This is a genomic window from Sphingobacterium psychroaquaticum (genome assembly GCF_900177625.1).
Taxonomy (GTDB): Bacteria; Bacteroidota; Bacteroidia; order Sphingobacteriales; family Sphingobacteriaceae; genus Sphingobacterium; species Sphingobacterium psychroaquaticum.
The window spans coordinates 550,758-565,516 of record NZ_FXAU01000003.1 but is presented as its reverse complement, the minus strand read 5'-3'; the positions used below and the strand labels follow the sequence as shown (position 1 = coordinate 565,516).

19 protein-coding genes are annotated in these 14,759 nt (G+C 35.6%); 4 read left to right on the top strand and 15 right to left on the bottom strand.

Annotation, left to right across the window (positions count from 1 at the left end):
- Nucleotides 1–3: 3 nt before the first annotated feature.
- From B9Y69_RS10805 to B9Y69_RS10775, 6 genes are all read right to left on the bottom strand, one after another.
- The gene (locus tag B9Y69_RS10805; protein WP_085472948.1) at nt 4–636 is read right to left on the bottom strand and encodes a hypothetical protein; all 633 of its coding nucleotides are present in this window, start codon (nt 634–636) and stop codon (nt 4–6) included.
- On the bottom strand, nt 623–1,495 hold the full coding sequence (locus B9Y69_RS10800) for a curlin repeat-containing protein (RefSeq protein WP_085472947.1): 873 nt from the start codon (nt 1,493–1,495) through the stop codon (nt 623–625). The genes B9Y69_RS10805 and B9Y69_RS10800 overlap by 14 nt, the downstream gene beginning before the upstream one ends.
- A 367-nt stretch (nt 1,496–1,862) precedes the next feature.
- Nucleotides 1,863–2,267: a hypothetical protein gene (locus B9Y69_RS10790; protein WP_085472945.1), complete on the bottom strand. Its 405-nt coding sequence runs from the start codon at nt 2,265–2,267 to the stop codon at nt 1,863–1,865.
- 173 nt (nt 2,268–2,440) lie between these two features.
- The gene (locus B9Y69_RS10785) at nt 2,441–2,767 is read right to left on the bottom strand and encodes a hypothetical protein (protein ID WP_085472944.1); all 327 of its coding nucleotides are present in this window, start codon (nt 2,765–2,767) and stop codon (nt 2,441–2,443) included.
- A 2-nt stretch (nt 2,768–2,769) separates the two neighbouring features.
- Nucleotides 2,770–3,003: a hypothetical protein gene (locus tag B9Y69_RS10780; protein WP_085472943.1), complete on the bottom strand. Its 234-nt coding sequence runs from the start codon at nt 3,001–3,003 to the stop codon at nt 2,770–2,772.
- 237 nt (nt 3,004–3,240) lie between these two features.
- Nucleotides 3,241–3,903 (bottom strand): hypothetical protein, encoded by a 663-nt coding sequence (locus B9Y69_RS10775; RefSeq protein WP_085472942.1) that lies wholly within the window; start codon nt 3,901–3,903, stop codon nt 3,241–3,243.
- Between the two features lie 117 nt (nt 3,904–4,020).
- Between B9Y69_RS10775 and B9Y69_RS10770 the strand changes: the two genes are divergently transcribed.
- Nucleotides 4,021–5,127 (top strand): hypothetical protein, encoded by a 1,107-nt coding sequence (locus B9Y69_RS10770; protein ID WP_085472941.1) that lies wholly within the window; start codon nt 4,021–4,023, stop codon nt 5,125–5,127.
- Nucleotides 5,128–5,129: 2 nt separating this feature from the next.
- Here the strand turns inward: B9Y69_RS10770 and B9Y69_RS10765 are convergent, their stop codons facing one another.
- From B9Y69_RS10765 to B9Y69_RS10725, 8 genes are all read right to left on the bottom strand, one after another.
- Nucleotides 5,130–5,864 carry an MBL fold metallo-hydrolase gene (locus B9Y69_RS10765; RefSeq protein ID WP_085472940.1) on the bottom strand — a complete coding sequence of 245 codons (735 nt, stop codon included), beginning with the start codon at nt 5,862–5,864 and terminating at the stop codon, nt 5,130–5,132.
- A complete protein-coding gene (locus B9Y69_RS10760; protein ID WP_085472939.1) occupies nt 5,864–6,802 on the bottom strand; it encodes a recombinase RecT in 939 nt (312 codons plus the stop codon). Before B9Y69_RS10760 ends, B9Y69_RS10765 begins: the two co-directional genes overlap by 1 nt.
- Nucleotides 6,803–6,977: 175 nt before the next feature.
- A complete protein-coding gene (locus B9Y69_RS10755; RefSeq protein WP_085472938.1) occupies nt 6,978–7,568 on the bottom strand; it encodes an NUMOD4 domain-containing protein in 591 nt (196 codons plus the stop codon).
- A gap of 1 nt (nt 7,569) precedes the next feature.
- On the bottom strand, nt 7,570–9,561 hold the full coding sequence (locus B9Y69_RS10750) for an AAA family ATPase (RefSeq protein WP_085472937.1): 1,992 nt from the start codon (nt 9,559–9,561) through the stop codon (nt 7,570–7,572).
- A gap of 19 nt (nt 9,562–9,580) precedes the next feature.
- Nucleotides 9,581–10,432, bottom strand: a complete 852-nt coding sequence (locus B9Y69_RS10745) for a phage antirepressor KilAC domain-containing protein (RefSeq protein WP_085472936.1) — start codon at nt 10,430–10,432, stop codon at nt 9,581–9,583.
- A complete protein-coding gene (locus tag B9Y69_RS10740) occupies nt 10,429–10,644 on the bottom strand; it encodes a hypothetical protein (RefSeq protein ID WP_085472935.1) in 216 nt (71 codons plus the stop codon). Before B9Y69_RS10740 ends, B9Y69_RS10745 begins: the two co-directional genes overlap by 4 nt.
- Before the next feature lie 2 nt (nt 10,645–10,646).
- Nucleotides 10,647–10,961, bottom strand: coding sequence for a hypothetical protein (locus B9Y69_RS19100; protein ID WP_200811785.1), 315 nt, complete (start codon nt 10,959–10,961; stop codon nt 10,647–10,649).
- A gap of 195 nt (nt 10,962–11,156) precedes the next feature.
- A complete protein-coding gene (locus tag B9Y69_RS10725; protein ID WP_085472933.1) occupies nt 11,157–11,717 on the bottom strand; it encodes a response regulator transcription factor in 561 nt (186 codons plus the stop codon).
- Nucleotides 11,718–11,837: 120 nt separating this feature from the next.
- Here B9Y69_RS10725 and B9Y69_RS10720 point away from each other — a divergent pair, with 120 nt between their 5' ends.
- The 3 genes from B9Y69_RS10720 (at nt 11,838) to B9Y69_RS10710 (ending at nt 13,401) form a co-directional block, all read left to right on the top strand.
- The gene (locus tag B9Y69_RS10720) at nt 11,838–12,596 is read left to right on the top strand and encodes a LexA family transcriptional regulator (RefSeq protein WP_085472932.1); all 759 of its coding nucleotides are present in this window, start codon (nt 11,838–11,840) and stop codon (nt 12,594–12,596) included.
- 44 nt (nt 12,597–12,640) lie between these two features.
- Nucleotides 12,641–13,036, top strand: a complete 396-nt coding sequence (locus B9Y69_RS19190; RefSeq protein WP_159451835.1) for a hypothetical protein — start codon at nt 12,641–12,643, stop codon at nt 13,034–13,036.
- A 113-nt stretch (nt 13,037–13,149) separates the two neighbouring features.
- Complete coding sequence (locus tag B9Y69_RS10710) at nt 13,150–13,401, top strand: helix-turn-helix domain-containing protein (protein ID WP_085472930.1); 252 nt, start codon at nt 13,150–13,152, stop codon at nt 13,399–13,401.
- Between the two features lie 22 nt (nt 13,402–13,423).
- On the opposite strand, the gene B9Y69_RS10705 is transcribed toward B9Y69_RS10710, so the two are convergent.
- Nucleotides 13,424–14,617 (bottom strand): tyrosine-type recombinase/integrase, encoded by a 1,194-nt coding sequence (locus tag B9Y69_RS10705; RefSeq protein ID WP_085472929.1) that lies wholly within the window; start codon nt 14,615–14,617, stop codon nt 13,424–13,426.
- Nucleotides 14,618–14,759: the final 142 nt, after the last annotated feature.

The window sequence follows — 14,759 nt, the reverse complement described above, 5'->3', positions numbered from 1 at the left end:
ATGTCATTTATCTTTGATAAAATTAATTTTGTTGTTAACTTTTCTTTCAATAAAATCCTCAATCGCAAATATTGATTTTCCAATTTTCAAGGCTCTAATGCCGATATTAATACCATACTTAGCAAAAAGATTATCAAATTGCTTCAGTGCCATTTTCTGAAATATTTCAGCTTTTGTTTGAGTTCTTGGCTCTATAGCTTCCGGTGAAAATGGTTTTTTGTCTCCTACAGCTTTTTTGATAGCGTCAATAACTAATGGATGATATCCATTTCCTATTGGATTATTTTTTACAATCTCCCTGTCTTGTTGAAGTCTAATTTGTTCAAATTCAGTCATTCGATCTTGATTGTAAACTTCCATCTTCTCTAATATCAACTGGCCATCCATCCTATCGTAAAAACTACCAAAATGACCCAACTTCATTTTATCAAAAAAAAGCTTAAGATCAGCTAAATTGAAATGTGGAAAATACTGAAGCGTGTACAATGCTGTTTGAGATACTTGTGAAGCGTTCATAATCTTTCCTACATTCAGAAACTCTACAAGATCAGTTATAAATTCAGCTACTACCATAGTAGCAATTTCAGGATCTTCTTTTCTAATTTTAGCAATTGACGGTAAATTACTTCGGATCACCTGTTGTATACTTCGATAGTCGTTCGGCAATAGCTTGCTGATTAGCGATCCTGAACTCACGAACTTCGTCAATTCTTTCTTGTCTTGATTGACTGCTGAAATTTGATTTTGCTTTTCCATTAAAATTTTTGTTTTCATTTTTTGACCAAGTAATTAATCTTCGCGATACGTCAAACACCTTTTCCATTTCAAATCGCATTTTTTTTCCGTCAGAATTTTTTTCTGTCCAATACCTCCAAAAGTCATTGAGCGTATCACTAGAATAATTTTCTTTGAATGGTTCAATTTTTAAACGAAATATTTCCAATCTAGATTCAATACTATTTTTTGTTTGCGTGGACGAAAATTCATTTTCGGCACTAACAAACTGTATAGATTCTTCTTTACATTCTTCTTCATTCTTTTCATTCTTAAGATTCTTTTCATTCTTGTTTGGTGTCGAACGCGTTTCATTTGCGTTTCCTTCCTGTTTCAAGTCTGTTTCATTTGCGTTTCCTTCCTGTTTCAAGTCCGTTTCATTTGCGTTTCTTGCATCTTGATAATCATCATAATTACAAACAGTTAAGCGTGTCGTCTTTAAAACATTTTCAGTTTTAATCATGCCGTCATCCTCAAGAAGAATCAAGAATCTTCTAACAGCAGATTTGTTCCAATTCCAACGCTTACCCCAACTATCTAAAGACAGTAAACTCTGCCCTCTGTTACAAATAATCAATGAATTTCCTATTACAATTTTAGAAGAACTATGATTGACATTAACTAGAATATCAATCCAAGCCTCATACTTAGAAAACACCCTCTTTTCAGAAAAAAGCCAATGCCCTTGGATTTTCCTATGTAACTTAATCCATCCTTCCATATTTAATATTCAAGTTGCTATTCATCTGAATTTTGGTAAAAATCATAGTTTACTATAGTAATAATGCTGTTTTTAGTACTAGTTTCGATTGTTATTTCGTTTGTTGATTTTAGTTTTTTTAACGATGTACGTAGTTGTTGAACTGAAAGAGAAGTTTCGAGCGATAAAACGTTAATTCCAGTCAATAATTGACCTCTTTTTATCGTATTTCCTTGAAATTTATTATCCTTAAAATTAGCCCTAATAAGAAGATGTAGGAATAAAGAACGTGTGTTAAGGTCTTTATACCATTCCCATTCTAAAAGGCTTCTATGGAGCTTTATCCATCCTTGCGCACTAGACATTATTACCTCCTTTACCTTTTTTTTTACCGTGAGAATTTAACATCGCATTTAAAAAAATTAAAATATATACTACGATCATTAAAAAGGTTTAGATTTAATTGTTTTATATGATGTCTGTTTTGTTCGTGTAATACTATTGTTGTTTGAACCATTGATCTTTCAATATTTCTATTAATTTTTTTCATTGCTTCTATCTCTATTTCTATATTTAACTTGCTTCTGATAGCTGTATCAATATGAGACTGATCTAAAGTGTCTCCTACAATTACTACATTAGAAGCTAATACACATCTAGGTTCAGTAAGCATACTTGTAATGATGGCAGAGGAATCTTCGTTCCTAATAATTTTTGGATTTTCTACATTTTCACCAGTAAATATGTGCAAACCGCCTTTTAAGATTTCATTAATTATTATTTCTCTATACATGATTATTAAGTTTTTTGATTAAAAAAGCCCTTGGCAGGAATCCCCAGCATCTCACAACCGGTTCATCCTATCAAGGGCTAAAATGTCTTTATACATTGCATGTATGTGAGATGATGCAATTAAGTAATTCAAAGCTAAACTAAATTCACAATTTAACCAAATGGTTATGTTTGTTATTTTAACAAATATGTTTTTGCCGTGTAAATCGCATCGCTAATACTCGAAAACACCTCTTTGCTAATTTTCCTTGATAAAGTCTTTAACAAAAGCTCAACCTCCCCTACAATATCAATCATTTTGTCCTGGATAGCTTCATTATCGACCAGCTCAATAAGGTCGTACAAAGCATCGATTTGCCTCCCTATAATGGAAATAAACATTGATACTTCAAATCCATACTCGGCATCATAAATACTCGCTTTAGCAAAAACATGACGTAGGTCTTCCCGGATAACTTCAACCTCGTTGATGTTACCAAAATTACTTGCAGTATGAACCATGGTTACGCTGCTTTAGAAAGTTGAGATTTTTTAAGGAAAAAAATAACAGTTTGTAGTTCGCAGATAGTATCGAAAACCTCTGCGTTATACTCTTCCGCTACTAAGTAATCAGGAAGCTCGCAAAGCGTCTCTATGACCGCTTTTAGTGATTTGATGGATTGTTCTAGCTCTTCAATTTTTGAAGCAATAGAGGGCGCCTGGATTGGCTTAATTGGGGTTGTTGTTATGTTTCGCATTTTATACAACTTATCGGCAACAAAAAGCCCTGCCGTGTGGGTCGCGAAACATAACAAAGCAAGTAGAAACTACTTAGAATTGTAACCACATCAACAGGGTTGATCTTATAGTTCAATACCTTGGTATTGATAAATATTTTTTTGTAAGTCTATTTTGGAAAGCTTCTTACACGCTTTGTTATGTTCGCTAATCCAAAGTTGATAAATATTTTTGAAATATGCAAGATATTATAAATATTAATCTCTAATTTTAATATCAGTAAATGTTTCTGTGATCTTATCAAATTTACCTAGCGCTTCACGTTCAACCACTAAACCTAGCCCATTCTTAGCTTTAAAACGCATTACTAATGCAATGTATCCACTATTTTTATTCATATACTTAGTTTCAATATACTCAAAACCATCGGGCTCTTGCAATTGATTCTTCACAAGCTTAGCAAAATCACTTCCTCTACCCGTAAATCTATTTAGAAATTGATCAGCAGGAGCACTCATTTTCGGATTAGGATTTAAAATGGGGTTTTCATGCAATTTATATCTTGTAAATGCTAAGCTACCATACTCTTTCATTTCTTGAGCCTCTAACTTATCCATAGATTTTTCATACATATGCTCAACTGAATCCAATTTATCTGACAATTTGTATTTTTTGTAAAAATCTTCTGCTCTAGATTGCACATCGAGAAATTGATTATCCTTAAAATCTCTTTTAATAACATTAAACAGCCGTAATTCATCTGAATTATCATTTATAGTTTGTTCCTTATTAGCAATAGATTCAGATTTAAGCGAAATATTATCTTCTGTATTTTCATATTCACTTATACCTTTTGACTTTTTCTCAACACAACCAACAAGACATGAACAAGCCATCAATAAAATCAATTTTTTTTTCATTCCTATACTTGAAATTAAAATTGCCCTAAGATAAGGCAAATACTAACTAAGTCTTAAACAATAATTTTAATAAATATAAAATATTCTATATTTTCAAGATTGATTAATTTATTTCTTATGGACAATAAATATATAGACGGTATAAAAACTACGGGGTTTATCTTAGAAAATGAAATTATACAAATACTAAAAAAAGAAAAGTGGAATATAATAAACAGTAAATACTATGAAGATGATATTGCTGATGCACCTAGAGAGATGGATATTCTAGGGTATAAAGTTGAGAAGGAAAAAGAGATTTTAGTTTATACCGTACTTCTTATTAGCTGCAAAAAAAGTGAAAATAATATTTGGGGATTAATTTCTAGACCAGGAAAAACTAGTGATCCAAATCATAACTATTGGCCAAACACAATTTGGTCCAATCATAAACCTATTCTCTATCAAAAAGGACAAAAAAATTTTAATGAAAACTACTATAAGTTTCATGAAGACCAAAAAACACATAACTTAATGAAACTACCCGATTTAGAAGTATTTGCGTTCCAAGAATTAAATAAAACTACAGGAAAACCGCAAAATGACAAAGCTATTTTTTCTTCAATTCAATCTCTAATGAAAGCCCAATCTTATGAAATGGGACTACTTGCGGGGCGAAAAAAAGAAAAATGTGTTTATCAATTCAATCTAATCTCAATTGTAGACTCTGATTTGATTAATTTCAATATTGAATCTAATAGTAAAATAACACAAAACTCAATTCAGACGGAACAATTTCTTTCGAGATATATTATTAAGAGAGAAGAACAGTTCTTTAGAATCCGTTTTGTTAAATCTGACTATTTTGAAGAAATAATTAAAGAATACAATAGATTGCATCTATCAAATATAAAGTTTTACAAAGAGCAGATATCTTTTTTTTATAAAGACGTTTTATATTCTTATGATAAAAAACAAATGATATATGAAGATTTTTTTTTCGAAATTTCGGAATACATTAATAAGGCAAGTAAATATAAATTAAATGAAGAAAATAAAATCCAATATCCATATTTAGCGAAATATAAAAGAACACTAGAAATAGGCATGACTGAAGATAAAAATATTAACAAGTTATTAAATGAAAACCAAATACTATTGACAAAAACCAAAGAGGCATTGAAAAAGCACTTTAATTATTCTGGAAATTTTATCTTTCATAGTGATGATTCACTTCCGTTCTAAATTTAGAACGGAAGTAAATCAAAGTTTTCAAGAGTCAGCCCTGCAGTAGCAATGCTGACAGTTTTTAAAGTTGCGTCCTCAATACGTTGTTTAAAAACCTTAGCGTCCGAGTTCCTATCGGACAAGTGGATAAGCACGATATTATTAACTGCCCGTAAATCGTTTGCTTTAAGTGTTTCAATACATGTTTCAATACTCATGTGGGATTGAATTACGCGGTTACGTAGAAACCTGTTTCCAGAAAGCTTTTCATCGATAATGTCTTGGCTATAGTTCGCCTCGATTAAGATGTTGTTTAAGCCACAGAATGAAAAATCGCAGTAAATAGTATCGGTTAAGAAAAGCGTGGTTCCCATTTCCTCATGCTTAATAAGGAAGCCGCAAGGTTCATTTACGTCGTGATGCGTATCAAAAGCTATTACAGAGAATGGACCTAGATTGAAAGCTTTACCTTTTGGTATCGCGATTAAACGATGGCTTTCGAACTTCAATCCTTTGATCGTTCCCACTGTCGCATAGACGTCAATCCCTGCTTTTACAGCATCCTTTGCGCCTTTGCAGTGGTCACCGTGCTCATGTGTAACCAAACTTCCTACTACCCTGCTTAAATCAAAATTCAAGGCTTGTTTAATCTTTTCGAAACGCACCCCACACTCGACAATAAGAGTGTTTCCCTCATTGTCGGTGAAAAGGTAGCAGTTACCATCACTATTGCTGTTGATGATGTGTAGACGCATTAGAAACTCATCTCAACTTGGTCGTCACTTGGATTGCTGTTCGGTTGGATCGCGCTTGGCGCTGGAATATCAACAGCCGGTTGAACTGGCGGCACTGTAGCTTTTACAGATGCTGGATTCAGTTCTTTGGTTTCAACAACTTCTGCATCCTCGAAAGATAATGCTTGCTTATTGGCATTCTTTTTAATTTCAGTCTGAACCTTACTTGCAGTTTCATCGAATGGCTTATCGTCATCCTTGTCAAACAAAATGCTATCATCTGACCCACGAATAAGCAACTTACACCCGCGGTTAATAACTGTTTTAATCGCCATTTGGTCAGTAAAGTTCTTATGAGCAACGCTGTTACCTTTAGATCCACCTTGCCCCCACGCCAATCTAATTTGTGTGATATTCATAATCTCAACATCCTTGGTGCCATCCGCTAACTCGTAGGCGAAATATGCCCCAACAACTTCACCGCCAATATTTTCCAAAGACTGCTTATGCTTTAGAATACGAGTACGGTAGGGAAATTCTAAATCAGTCTCAAATTCGAACTCATCACCTTTGAAAATTGCTCTTTGGTTATGACTAACTAACCCGCCATATCTTTTAGCTAGAACTAAGTTTCCGGTGTACTCTGGAGTAAATTCCAAAGTTTGCCCATAAGCAATAAAATCTCCTTGTTTTTTTAGAGGGGACAATCCCCATACCACCATTTTTAAAAGCGCATTAGCAATACTCTCTTTTGAGCACGATTGCAAAACGGGATTGCTATTCCGGTCCTTTGTTTCTTGAAGAATTAACATCGCGCTTTTTAAAGCATTTTCTGGACTGTAGTCTTTAGGAATTCGTAGCTCACCAGACTGTTGGAATGAGTTTACTTTTGCTAACACCGATGTAGTAATATTCTTTTCTTCTTGCTGGAGTGCTACTGCTGATTGTTGATTTGACATATTGATTTTTATTTTAAGTTTTTATAAATACACTGCTTTGGTTCATCCGCAACACGCGGCATTTTGATTTTGGCACACCACATTAAGACCGGATGTTCGCCCGGGTGCATGTATTTGCAACCCGAGCATGACACCGACGTGATTATTGGGTATGTCGTTGCTGGCTTTTTAGCCATTAGGCTCTTCTAAATTTGAATCCCTTTGTTTTACCAATTCGACCATTTAATACGCCAATGATAGAAGATGGATTTAGGTTAAATTCCCTTGCGGCCTCGTTGGAGCTCTCATGTCTAGATATTATTCGACCGCAATCGTCTATCCTGTAAATTGGTTTTGATCTAGGATTTGCAGCTCCGAACCTCCCATACATAGGATTTTTTTCACCTCTGAAATCAGAGTTTTTAACTCTACGTGATATTGCAGTTCCGTGGTTTATGTTATCTTTATGAGATATCCACTCAAGATTGGAAGCTGAATTATTTGACTTGTCCTCATCGATATGGTTAACTTCTAATTTCATATTACTATTTGGAATAAAATGTAATGCGACAAGACGATGTAAGCTAAACTGCTTTCTAACAGAATTTTTGCATAAGACAACAAAATGATATCCGTTTTTATACTTAGCGCATTTTAACATAGTGCTGACAAGTGATTTTTTCTTACCTCCTTTTTCTGTAACTACTCTTTCAATACTTTTAACATTACCCACATTACTCACTTGGTAATACCCTTCATATCCATTAATATCTGTCCAAACTTCCATACTACGCTACTCTTAGTTTTTCATCACCGGAAGACACAATTAAATTTATCACTTGAGAAGCTGTGTCTGGAATTACCGTAATAGACTCTCTATTATCTAACCAAATCGGAGCGATAACACCATAGTGTGCTGATAATGTTGAAATGATATCGATACCAACTAAGATTTTACCAGCAGTGTTAAGGTCTGAAAACGGCACGCCATTGTACGTTGTTTGGCAAGTCGGTTCCTCTCCGCCGTTAATTAGCGGTTTGAACAATTTGAATTTCGCGAACTTGAACATGCCGTTAACACGATTCTCCAATTCTTCGGACTTGGCTTTTTCGTATTTCTCAGCCGCGAACTCTTGTTTTTCAAGGGACGCAAGCTGTTGTGACATAGTTTTCTCCTGGTCCTTAAGCTCCTGAATACGCTTATCAGCCTTTGCAATAGTTTCAGACGTATTCAGTTTACGTTTTTCGGTATCTAAGTCAGCATTTACAGTTGCCTTTTTGATACGCAAATCACCGTAATCTACCGGAGTAGTCTCAAGTTGTTCTTGGAGCTCCGTGATTTTATTCATTTTAGTGACAATCGCATCGTCTTCCATTACGCGATCCTCGTAAGTCTTAACTACAACAGTTTTATTTTTTGCTAATTCAACTTTAGTTTGAACCTCCTCAAGTGATGCTTTCAGATTTTTCAGAGAGGTAATGATGGCCGATTTGGTAATCTCGAATTGCTCTTTAGCTTGCACGATATCCGACTTGCGCTTTTCAAGGTCCTTTTTCAAGCCTGCACCTTGAATATTTAAACCCTCAAGTTCTTTGCGTTTGATCTCATTGAACTTTGTTTGTAACTCGGCAATATTATGAGCCTCGTGTTCGCGACCACACTCCTTGCACACCTTATCATTTGGATTTAGTTCACGTCCATTTACAGAAATGAAAAGCGTTCTTAAACTCACTAAACGATCGTTGATATCCTGTTTATCGTGTTCAATTCGTGCAAGTTGATCGGCATGAGACTGCTCCAATTGCTTTAATTGATTTTCCTGCAAACGCAATTGGGAATCCAAATTGTTAAGCTTCGCCTTATCTTCATTCACACCCGAGTTAGCCGCATTTACATCCGAAGTATAAGCAGAACGATGCGCTGCTTCGATGTTTTGGATCTCCAATTTTAAATCATGGATATCTTTTTGGACAGCTTGAATACGAGAATTTTCCTTTTCGTTTGCCGCGTTTTTATCAACAATTGCCTGTTCCAATCCATCATATTCCGCTTGTAATTCTGCAATACGGGCATTTACTTCAGCTTCGTTTACCGGCTCCGGCTTGCCGCGCTCGGCCTCGTCAATTCGTCCGGGAATTTCAGCAAGCTGATCCTTAAGGTTTTTCTTATCCGAGGAAACCTTAGCCTTAAACTCTTTCAAGGTCTTTCCATCCAGTGCGTTCAGCAACTCCTGCAGCTCGGGATATTTCCCGGTAAGGAAGCTATCAGTAATTTCCCCAGCGAGCTCCGACAACACCGAGCGCTGGTCCTGCCATTTCTGAGAGTTGAAATAAAGCGGATTTGTTATAAGCTTGAATACATTCTCCGGAAGTAAATCGTTCACCTTTGCTTGAAATTCACCCGCGTTTACCGGCACATCGTTCCAAAAGTATAAATGTTCGTTACCGGTAAACTCCGCAACCTCCTCGCCTCTTTTCTTGGTCCACTTTTCCTTTTGTATGTGGCGAATTGTTATGTCTTGGCCATCTACCTCGAGTACAGCGGAAACCTCATTTTCTGTACGGTCTCTCGTTGTTCCGCTAGGGTCTAAGGGTTTTACATTGAAATCTTTGCGATCGGTTGAATCCTTTCCGAATAACAACCAGGTGAAAGCATCGAAGATGGTTGTCTTTCCAGATGCATTGGCACCATAGATGTTCGTGATAAAATTGAAATCAACAGTAAAGTTCTTTACGCCTTTGAAGTTGATCATTGTTAGGGTTTTGATTAGGATATTCATTGTCTTATTATTTTAAAGTTTAATTATCGTGTTTTTGAAATTCTGGATTTAACTTGCCATGAATAAAAGCTCTGCCTTTTTGAGTCCAATAGGTTTGTATTGACACTTGCTGAACGCCACTACTATCAAGGAAAGTGTGCGTCTTTGTTTTAGTAAAACCTTTATCCTGGTACTGAGAGTAGAGAACGAAATGACCGTTTTGCTTATATTGAATTTTAAGGTCTTTCAGTTTATTATTTAAAGTGACTGCAGAAAAACCTAGTTCTTTGGCTATCGTGGTTGCAGTTATCAGATTATCCGTCAACAAAACTTCATCCACATATCTAACTTTTGGAGCTTGCGTTAATATGGTTTGATTGGCTCTATCAATTTCAAGCTGTTTTGCTTCATTTTCAGCCCGCATTGCCTTTAACTTAGTTGCCATCTCAATAATCATATCAGGATTATCAACAAGCTCAGAAATAGAATGAGTTGTAGTCATACCGACTTTTAGAAGTTCTTTAATTCGATCGTTGCACCATAGTTTGAAGTCTACTGATAACCATTGAGCATACTCCAATGCAACATCTTCATGCATCCAAGTCCCCTGCTGTTGTAATCCACCTTTTACAACGATTAGTAAAGAAGGATATACTCTCGCTAACTCACTGGTATTTAACGAAGTCGGAATTTTCCCCATCGGTTTATAACCTCTTGCAAAAGCTAATGCATGTAGAAATTCATGTGTTTCTTTGTTTTCAAACCAATGTTTTGGCTCTTTACCTTTAAATGGCTTAGCCATATTATTAGCATTAACGTACGCTATTCCTTGTTCATTTCTAAAAGTAACCTCGTTACCTTGATAAGAAAATAATTGCACTATATTATTCATGATAAAAGATTTATTAACTGTTCCAGCTTTTCTTCCGAGTCTAGGGGAAGCGGCACATACTGCCCTTGCGTTGTAATTTCTACGGTAGTAAGGTTTGTGATTTCAATTGTAACTCCACCCTTTTTTAACTTGTGGTCACAAATCACAATACCATCTTCTGACCATTCAAACCGCTCAAAACCGAGCGCTTTTAGTTTTTTTTCTGTTAGCATAACTACTTCTTAGTCTTTATTTCGGCACCCTTATTTTTAAAGTATTGGCTATTTATGTACTCAGCGACTGTTCTTGAAGCGGCTAAAGCTTGAATCTCCACACGATCAATTCGCCAACTTTTATAAGTGTCACCTCGAGGGGTAAGTAGTCCATCCTTTATCCATCCATCAACTACCCCCCTTCCATACATCCGGTATGCTTCAGACTTATTCAGATATGGTTTTACTGCACCAGTCTCAGTAAGGGCTTTAGTTGCCCCAAGCTCTGCGGCCTTTGTGAGCATATTCCGCAATTCGTAATCAAATACAGACATCATTTAGGCTCCTTTCTTATTTCAATGAATCCACCTTCTCTGTTGGTAATAGTTGGGAAACGATAGTTAGGTTCAACATCCTTCATCTTTCTTCCTGCAGTTTCAACTACTTGCTTTCTATGTGATAGATCGAACCGAAGAACTTCCCCTGGCTTCATCTTCAATATGTGACTAACGACTGTTGGGGATGGCTTTATCTTAATTATTTTCATTTATCACTCCTTTCTGCATTGCATAAATAGCGAGCTGTGTCGAGTTCTTCAATCCCGTTTTTGACCGAAGGTTTTGCATGTGTGTAGAGACAGTTTCAACGGATATAAATAATCGGTCGGCTATTTCCTTATAAGAGAGAGAACTGTGTTTTAGAACCTCTAACTCCATCTTAGTAAGCACTCCGTAATCCGCCTTAATAGAACAGCACAATTTCCCTTCAAACCGGCACTTCCCACGTAGACCACACTCAAAATATTCCTTGTGGGAAATCTTACCTTCTGAACTTATATCAGGCTCATCATCAATCCCTCCGAAACGACACACGATGTATCTATACAAGTGATCCTCTGGCAAGAGATTCTCCCATTCAGAAAGTGCCTTCAATGCCTCTGGATATTTCAACATATCTTCCTCAATTAGAGAAACTACCTTTTCCGGGAAATTCGGCCACTCATGGGTTTTCCTCGCATGTACACAATAGAGCTTTCCTTCGTTCTTAATGAACTCGGCCCCATCATCAATTAAACCGGCGATTATCTTTTTCATATATGGTACTCTGTTGGGATAAGGTTTATTAACTTATTTATTAACTTTGTTTGTTCGTATGGTACAAATGTAATTACTACAATTACATTGTGCAAGTTGTAATATTACAATAATTTGTATATGTCTGTATATCAGGGAGAAAAAATTAAAACCTATCTTTCTAAAAATGGTGTATCGGTAATCGAAGCAGCAAAAAAATTAGGTGTTGCTAGGAATACTGTTTACCAATACTTTAGGACGGACAATCTCACTCGAGAGGTTGTAACCAATATAGTTACAAAACTTAACACAACAGAGGAAGAGATATTTGGTTCATCTGACAATAAATCTCCTGTAAAAAGGATTAATCAAAATGCACGGGACTTGGGTGATGTTACTATCTACGAAGAGGACGGAGACAATAAGTTTACCGAAATATCGCCAGGTAGGTACAGAATGGGGGTTGATCTTGTGCCTGTATATGCACAAGCAGGTTATTTAACAGGATACGCAGACAAGGAATATATAGAAGAGTTGCCTAAACATTATATTACTGTAGATAGATTTGTAAGGGGTAAGTATATGGCTTTCGAAATTTCGGGAGACAGCATGGATAATGGAGATATTAAGGAAGCGATGCCTCACGGCACAATTGCAACTGGTAGGGAAGTTAAAAGAGAGTTATGGTCCAGCAAGCTCCACAATCACCAGTGGCCTAATTGGATTTTGGTGCATAAAACAGAAGGCATTGTCGCCAAACAAATTACTAAGCAATGCTTAGAGACAGGAACTTTAACTTTACGATCGTTAAACCCAGACAAGGACCGATACCCGGACTTTGATATCCAAATTGATGATTTGGTTCAGATTTTTAATGTCGTTAAACGGGAGTTGCAATAGACATGGGCAAAGTCTGGAAAACTTCTCCGTTGGAAATAAAGGTAATGACTATTGTGAAAAAGTATTTGGAAGCAGAGCTTGGGCAATATGAGGGGATAATTGATGGAGGAATACACTTTAAGTATAAGCCTACTAAGATAAGGCTTAAGGTTATAGAACTCAATTCTATGAATTATAATCAGTCAACTTCCTTATCTACAATCGACGATTATTTGCTAAATATTAACTATCAGGATGAAAATCGTGACCTAGTCGAAGAAGTAACTGAACACATTTATAAAATCTTACACCTATCTGTAATTAGGAATATATACTTTGAATCTGACACTAAGCAAATTTTTAAAATATCACCTTACTTATGGCTAGGTAACAATATGTTTCAATTAACAAACAACACTATTTATAAAAAGAAAAAACACTATGACCGAACTGACTATTGAAAAAGACTTAAACCCGTTTAAGCCACAAGTTGGAAAAAGATTTAAGTAAAATCCTATTTTTTTACTATTGTCACCGGTATTTAGTTGATCTAACTTTGAAAAAAAAATAAGATATGAGCCAAGAAATTGAAGAAATTGAGAAAAAGCAAATAGGATTACGGTTTCGTGAATTTAGAAAATCGAATGGTATTCTTCAAACAGATCTTGAAGAAGGAGTGCCTACCACATTTGTCCAGATTTCCCGAATTGAAAACGGTCACAGGTACCCTAGCGTTGAAATCTTAATATACATGGCAAAAACACACAACATGGATATTAATTACATCCTTACCGGACAACGCCATGTAAAAGGAAATGCAAAATAGCACTTCCTTTTTTAGCTAAGGCTTACCTAAGCAAACTTAGCACCCCCTCCTGGACGTCATCAATAATTGACCAGTCCTTTGCGATATAGATATCCGTTATTGTACTTGAAGAGTGATTTAATGCAGCAGCTACATCATCTTTGCTAAATCGACATTCGTTTCGTGCCAAAGTAGCAAATGAATGCCTAGCAGAATAAAAGGTTAAATTTTCAATTTGCAGCAACTTTCCCATTTCGTTAAAAGAATCACTCAACCTGTTATTCAAGGACTTCACAGACTTATATCGCCTTTGTAAATATCCGGCATATCTTACAATTAAGTCTCTAGCTTCATTGGGAATCTTAATAGATATAAAAGCTTCATCTGAACGCCTACCTGAGGTCTTACTCCTATTGTAGTTTAATCTATCTATATTCGAACTCGTTAAATTGTGCATCAAATCCACCGAATTGATGCCGCAAAGGTAGAATGATAGCATAAATAGATCTCTTGATATTACATCGGTCTCCACTGTAAGCTCCAAATCTCGTATTGACTTTAACTGATCGATAGATAAATTCTTATTTATTGACTTCTTGGGTACGACTCTAATAAATTTTCTGAAAGGATCATTGGGAATTCTAATTTCTCCACTGTCTTCATCATTATACCGATCACGCATAAGATTGAATATCTTTTGTACATCCCCAATAATATTAACGATAGTTCTGTTAGACCTCCCTCCTCTACCTACCGTATCCTTCCTCAATGGTTTTTTAAGAAAATCCTGAAAGTCAGTTAAAAACTTCGTTTTAATATCAAGTGGAGATAATTCTGAATTTCCCACAAATTCTTGTAACCTAGCTATCGATGATCGCCGTCTAATAATTGTACTCAAGCTCCCCTTGTATTTGGCACAGTAATCTTCAAAAAATGAGAAAACTTCCATTACTTCGCCATTCTGCGTTAATATCTTTCTTATCTGTTCTGCACTCATGCTGTCAGCTCGAATACCCAGTAAATTCAAAGACTCACGTAAACGATTCAGCTCCACACTTAGATACTTGTCAATAAATACCTTTTTTAATCGTAACTTTGTATCCAGATCTTCTCTCTTTGCAACAATTGAGGTATCAACGTAAACGGACTTTCCTTTTTGTGAAATTCTAATTTTAACATTCCATAGTCCGTTTTGCTTTTTATGATGCTTTAAAATTGTCGCTGAAATTGAAGCCATATTGATTGTAAATATTGCTGTGAAATATTTGTAAAGTTTTCAGCAACAAAAGTAGCAAATAATGCTGTATTTTTTAGCATTCTAATTTCAATAAGCTAACAATAATAGCATCGCAACATGTTTAAAATCAGAGTTTTGCATT

Excerpts from the sequence above, each read along its gene's own strand:
- B9Y69_RS10800 (WP_085472947.1), bottom strand. The coding sequence starts at position 1,495 with ATGGAAGGATGGATTAAGTTACATAGGAAAATCCAAGGGCATTGGCTT.
- B9Y69_RS10790 (WP_085472945.1), bottom strand. The coding sequence starts at position 2,267 with ATGTATAGAGAAATAATAATTAATGAAATCTTAAAAGGCGGTTTGCAC.
- B9Y69_RS10785 (WP_085472944.1), bottom strand. The coding sequence starts at position 2,767 with ATGGTTCATACTGCAAGTAATTTTGGTAACATCAACGAGGTTGAAGTT.
- B9Y69_RS10780 (WP_085472943.1), bottom strand. The coding sequence starts at position 3,003 with ATGCGAAACATAACAACAACCCCAATTAAGCCAATCCAGGCGCCCTCT.
- B9Y69_RS10775 (WP_085472942.1), bottom strand. The coding sequence starts at position 3,903 with ATGAAAAAAAAATTGATTTTATTGATGGCTTGTTCATGTCTTGTTGGT.
- B9Y69_RS10770 (WP_085472941.1), top strand. The coding sequence starts at position 4,021 with ATGGACAATAAATATATAGACGGTATAAAAACTACGGGGTTTATCTTA.
- B9Y69_RS10765 (WP_085472940.1), bottom strand. The coding sequence starts at position 5,864 with ATGCGTCTACACATCATCAACAGCAATAGTGATGGTAACTGCTACCTT.
- B9Y69_RS10760 (WP_085472939.1), bottom strand. The coding sequence starts at position 6,802 with ATGTCAAATCAACAATCAGCAGTAGCACTCCAGCAAGAAGAAAAGAAT.
- B9Y69_RS10755 (WP_085472938.1), bottom strand. The coding sequence starts at position 7,568 with ATGGAAGTTTGGACAGATATTAATGGATATGAAGGGTATTACCAAGTG.
- B9Y69_RS10750 (WP_085472937.1), bottom strand. The coding sequence starts at position 9,561 with ATGAATATCCTAATCAAAACCCTAACAATGATCAACTTCAAAGGCGTA.
- B9Y69_RS10745 (WP_085472936.1), bottom strand. The coding sequence starts at position 10,432 with ATGAATAATATAGTGCAATTATTTTCTTATCAAGGTAACGAGGTTACT.
- B9Y69_RS10740 (WP_085472935.1), bottom strand. The coding sequence starts at position 10,644 with ATGCTAACAGAAAAAAAACTAAAAGCGCTCGGTTTTGAGCGGTTTGAA.
- B9Y69_RS19100 (WP_200811785.1), bottom strand. The coding sequence starts at position 10,961 with ATGATGTCTGTATTTGATTACGAATTGCGGAATATGCTCACAAAGGCC.
- B9Y69_RS10725 (WP_085472933.1), bottom strand. The coding sequence starts at position 11,717 with ATGAAAAAGATAATCGCCGGTTTAATTGATGATGGGGCCGAGTTCATT.
- B9Y69_RS10720 (WP_085472932.1), top strand. The coding sequence starts at position 11,838 with ATGTCTGTATATCAGGGAGAAAAAATTAAAACCTATCTTTCTAAAAAT.
- B9Y69_RS19190 (WP_159451835.1), top strand. The coding sequence starts at position 12,641 with ATGACTATTGTGAAAAAGTATTTGGAAGCAGAGCTTGGGCAATATGAG.
- B9Y69_RS10710 (WP_085472930.1), top strand. The coding sequence starts at position 13,150 with ATGAGCCAAGAAATTGAAGAAATTGAGAAAAAGCAAATAGGATTACGG.
- B9Y69_RS10705 (WP_085472929.1), bottom strand. The coding sequence starts at position 14,617 with ATGGCTTCAATTTCAGCGACAATTTTAAAGCATCATAAAAAGCAAAAC.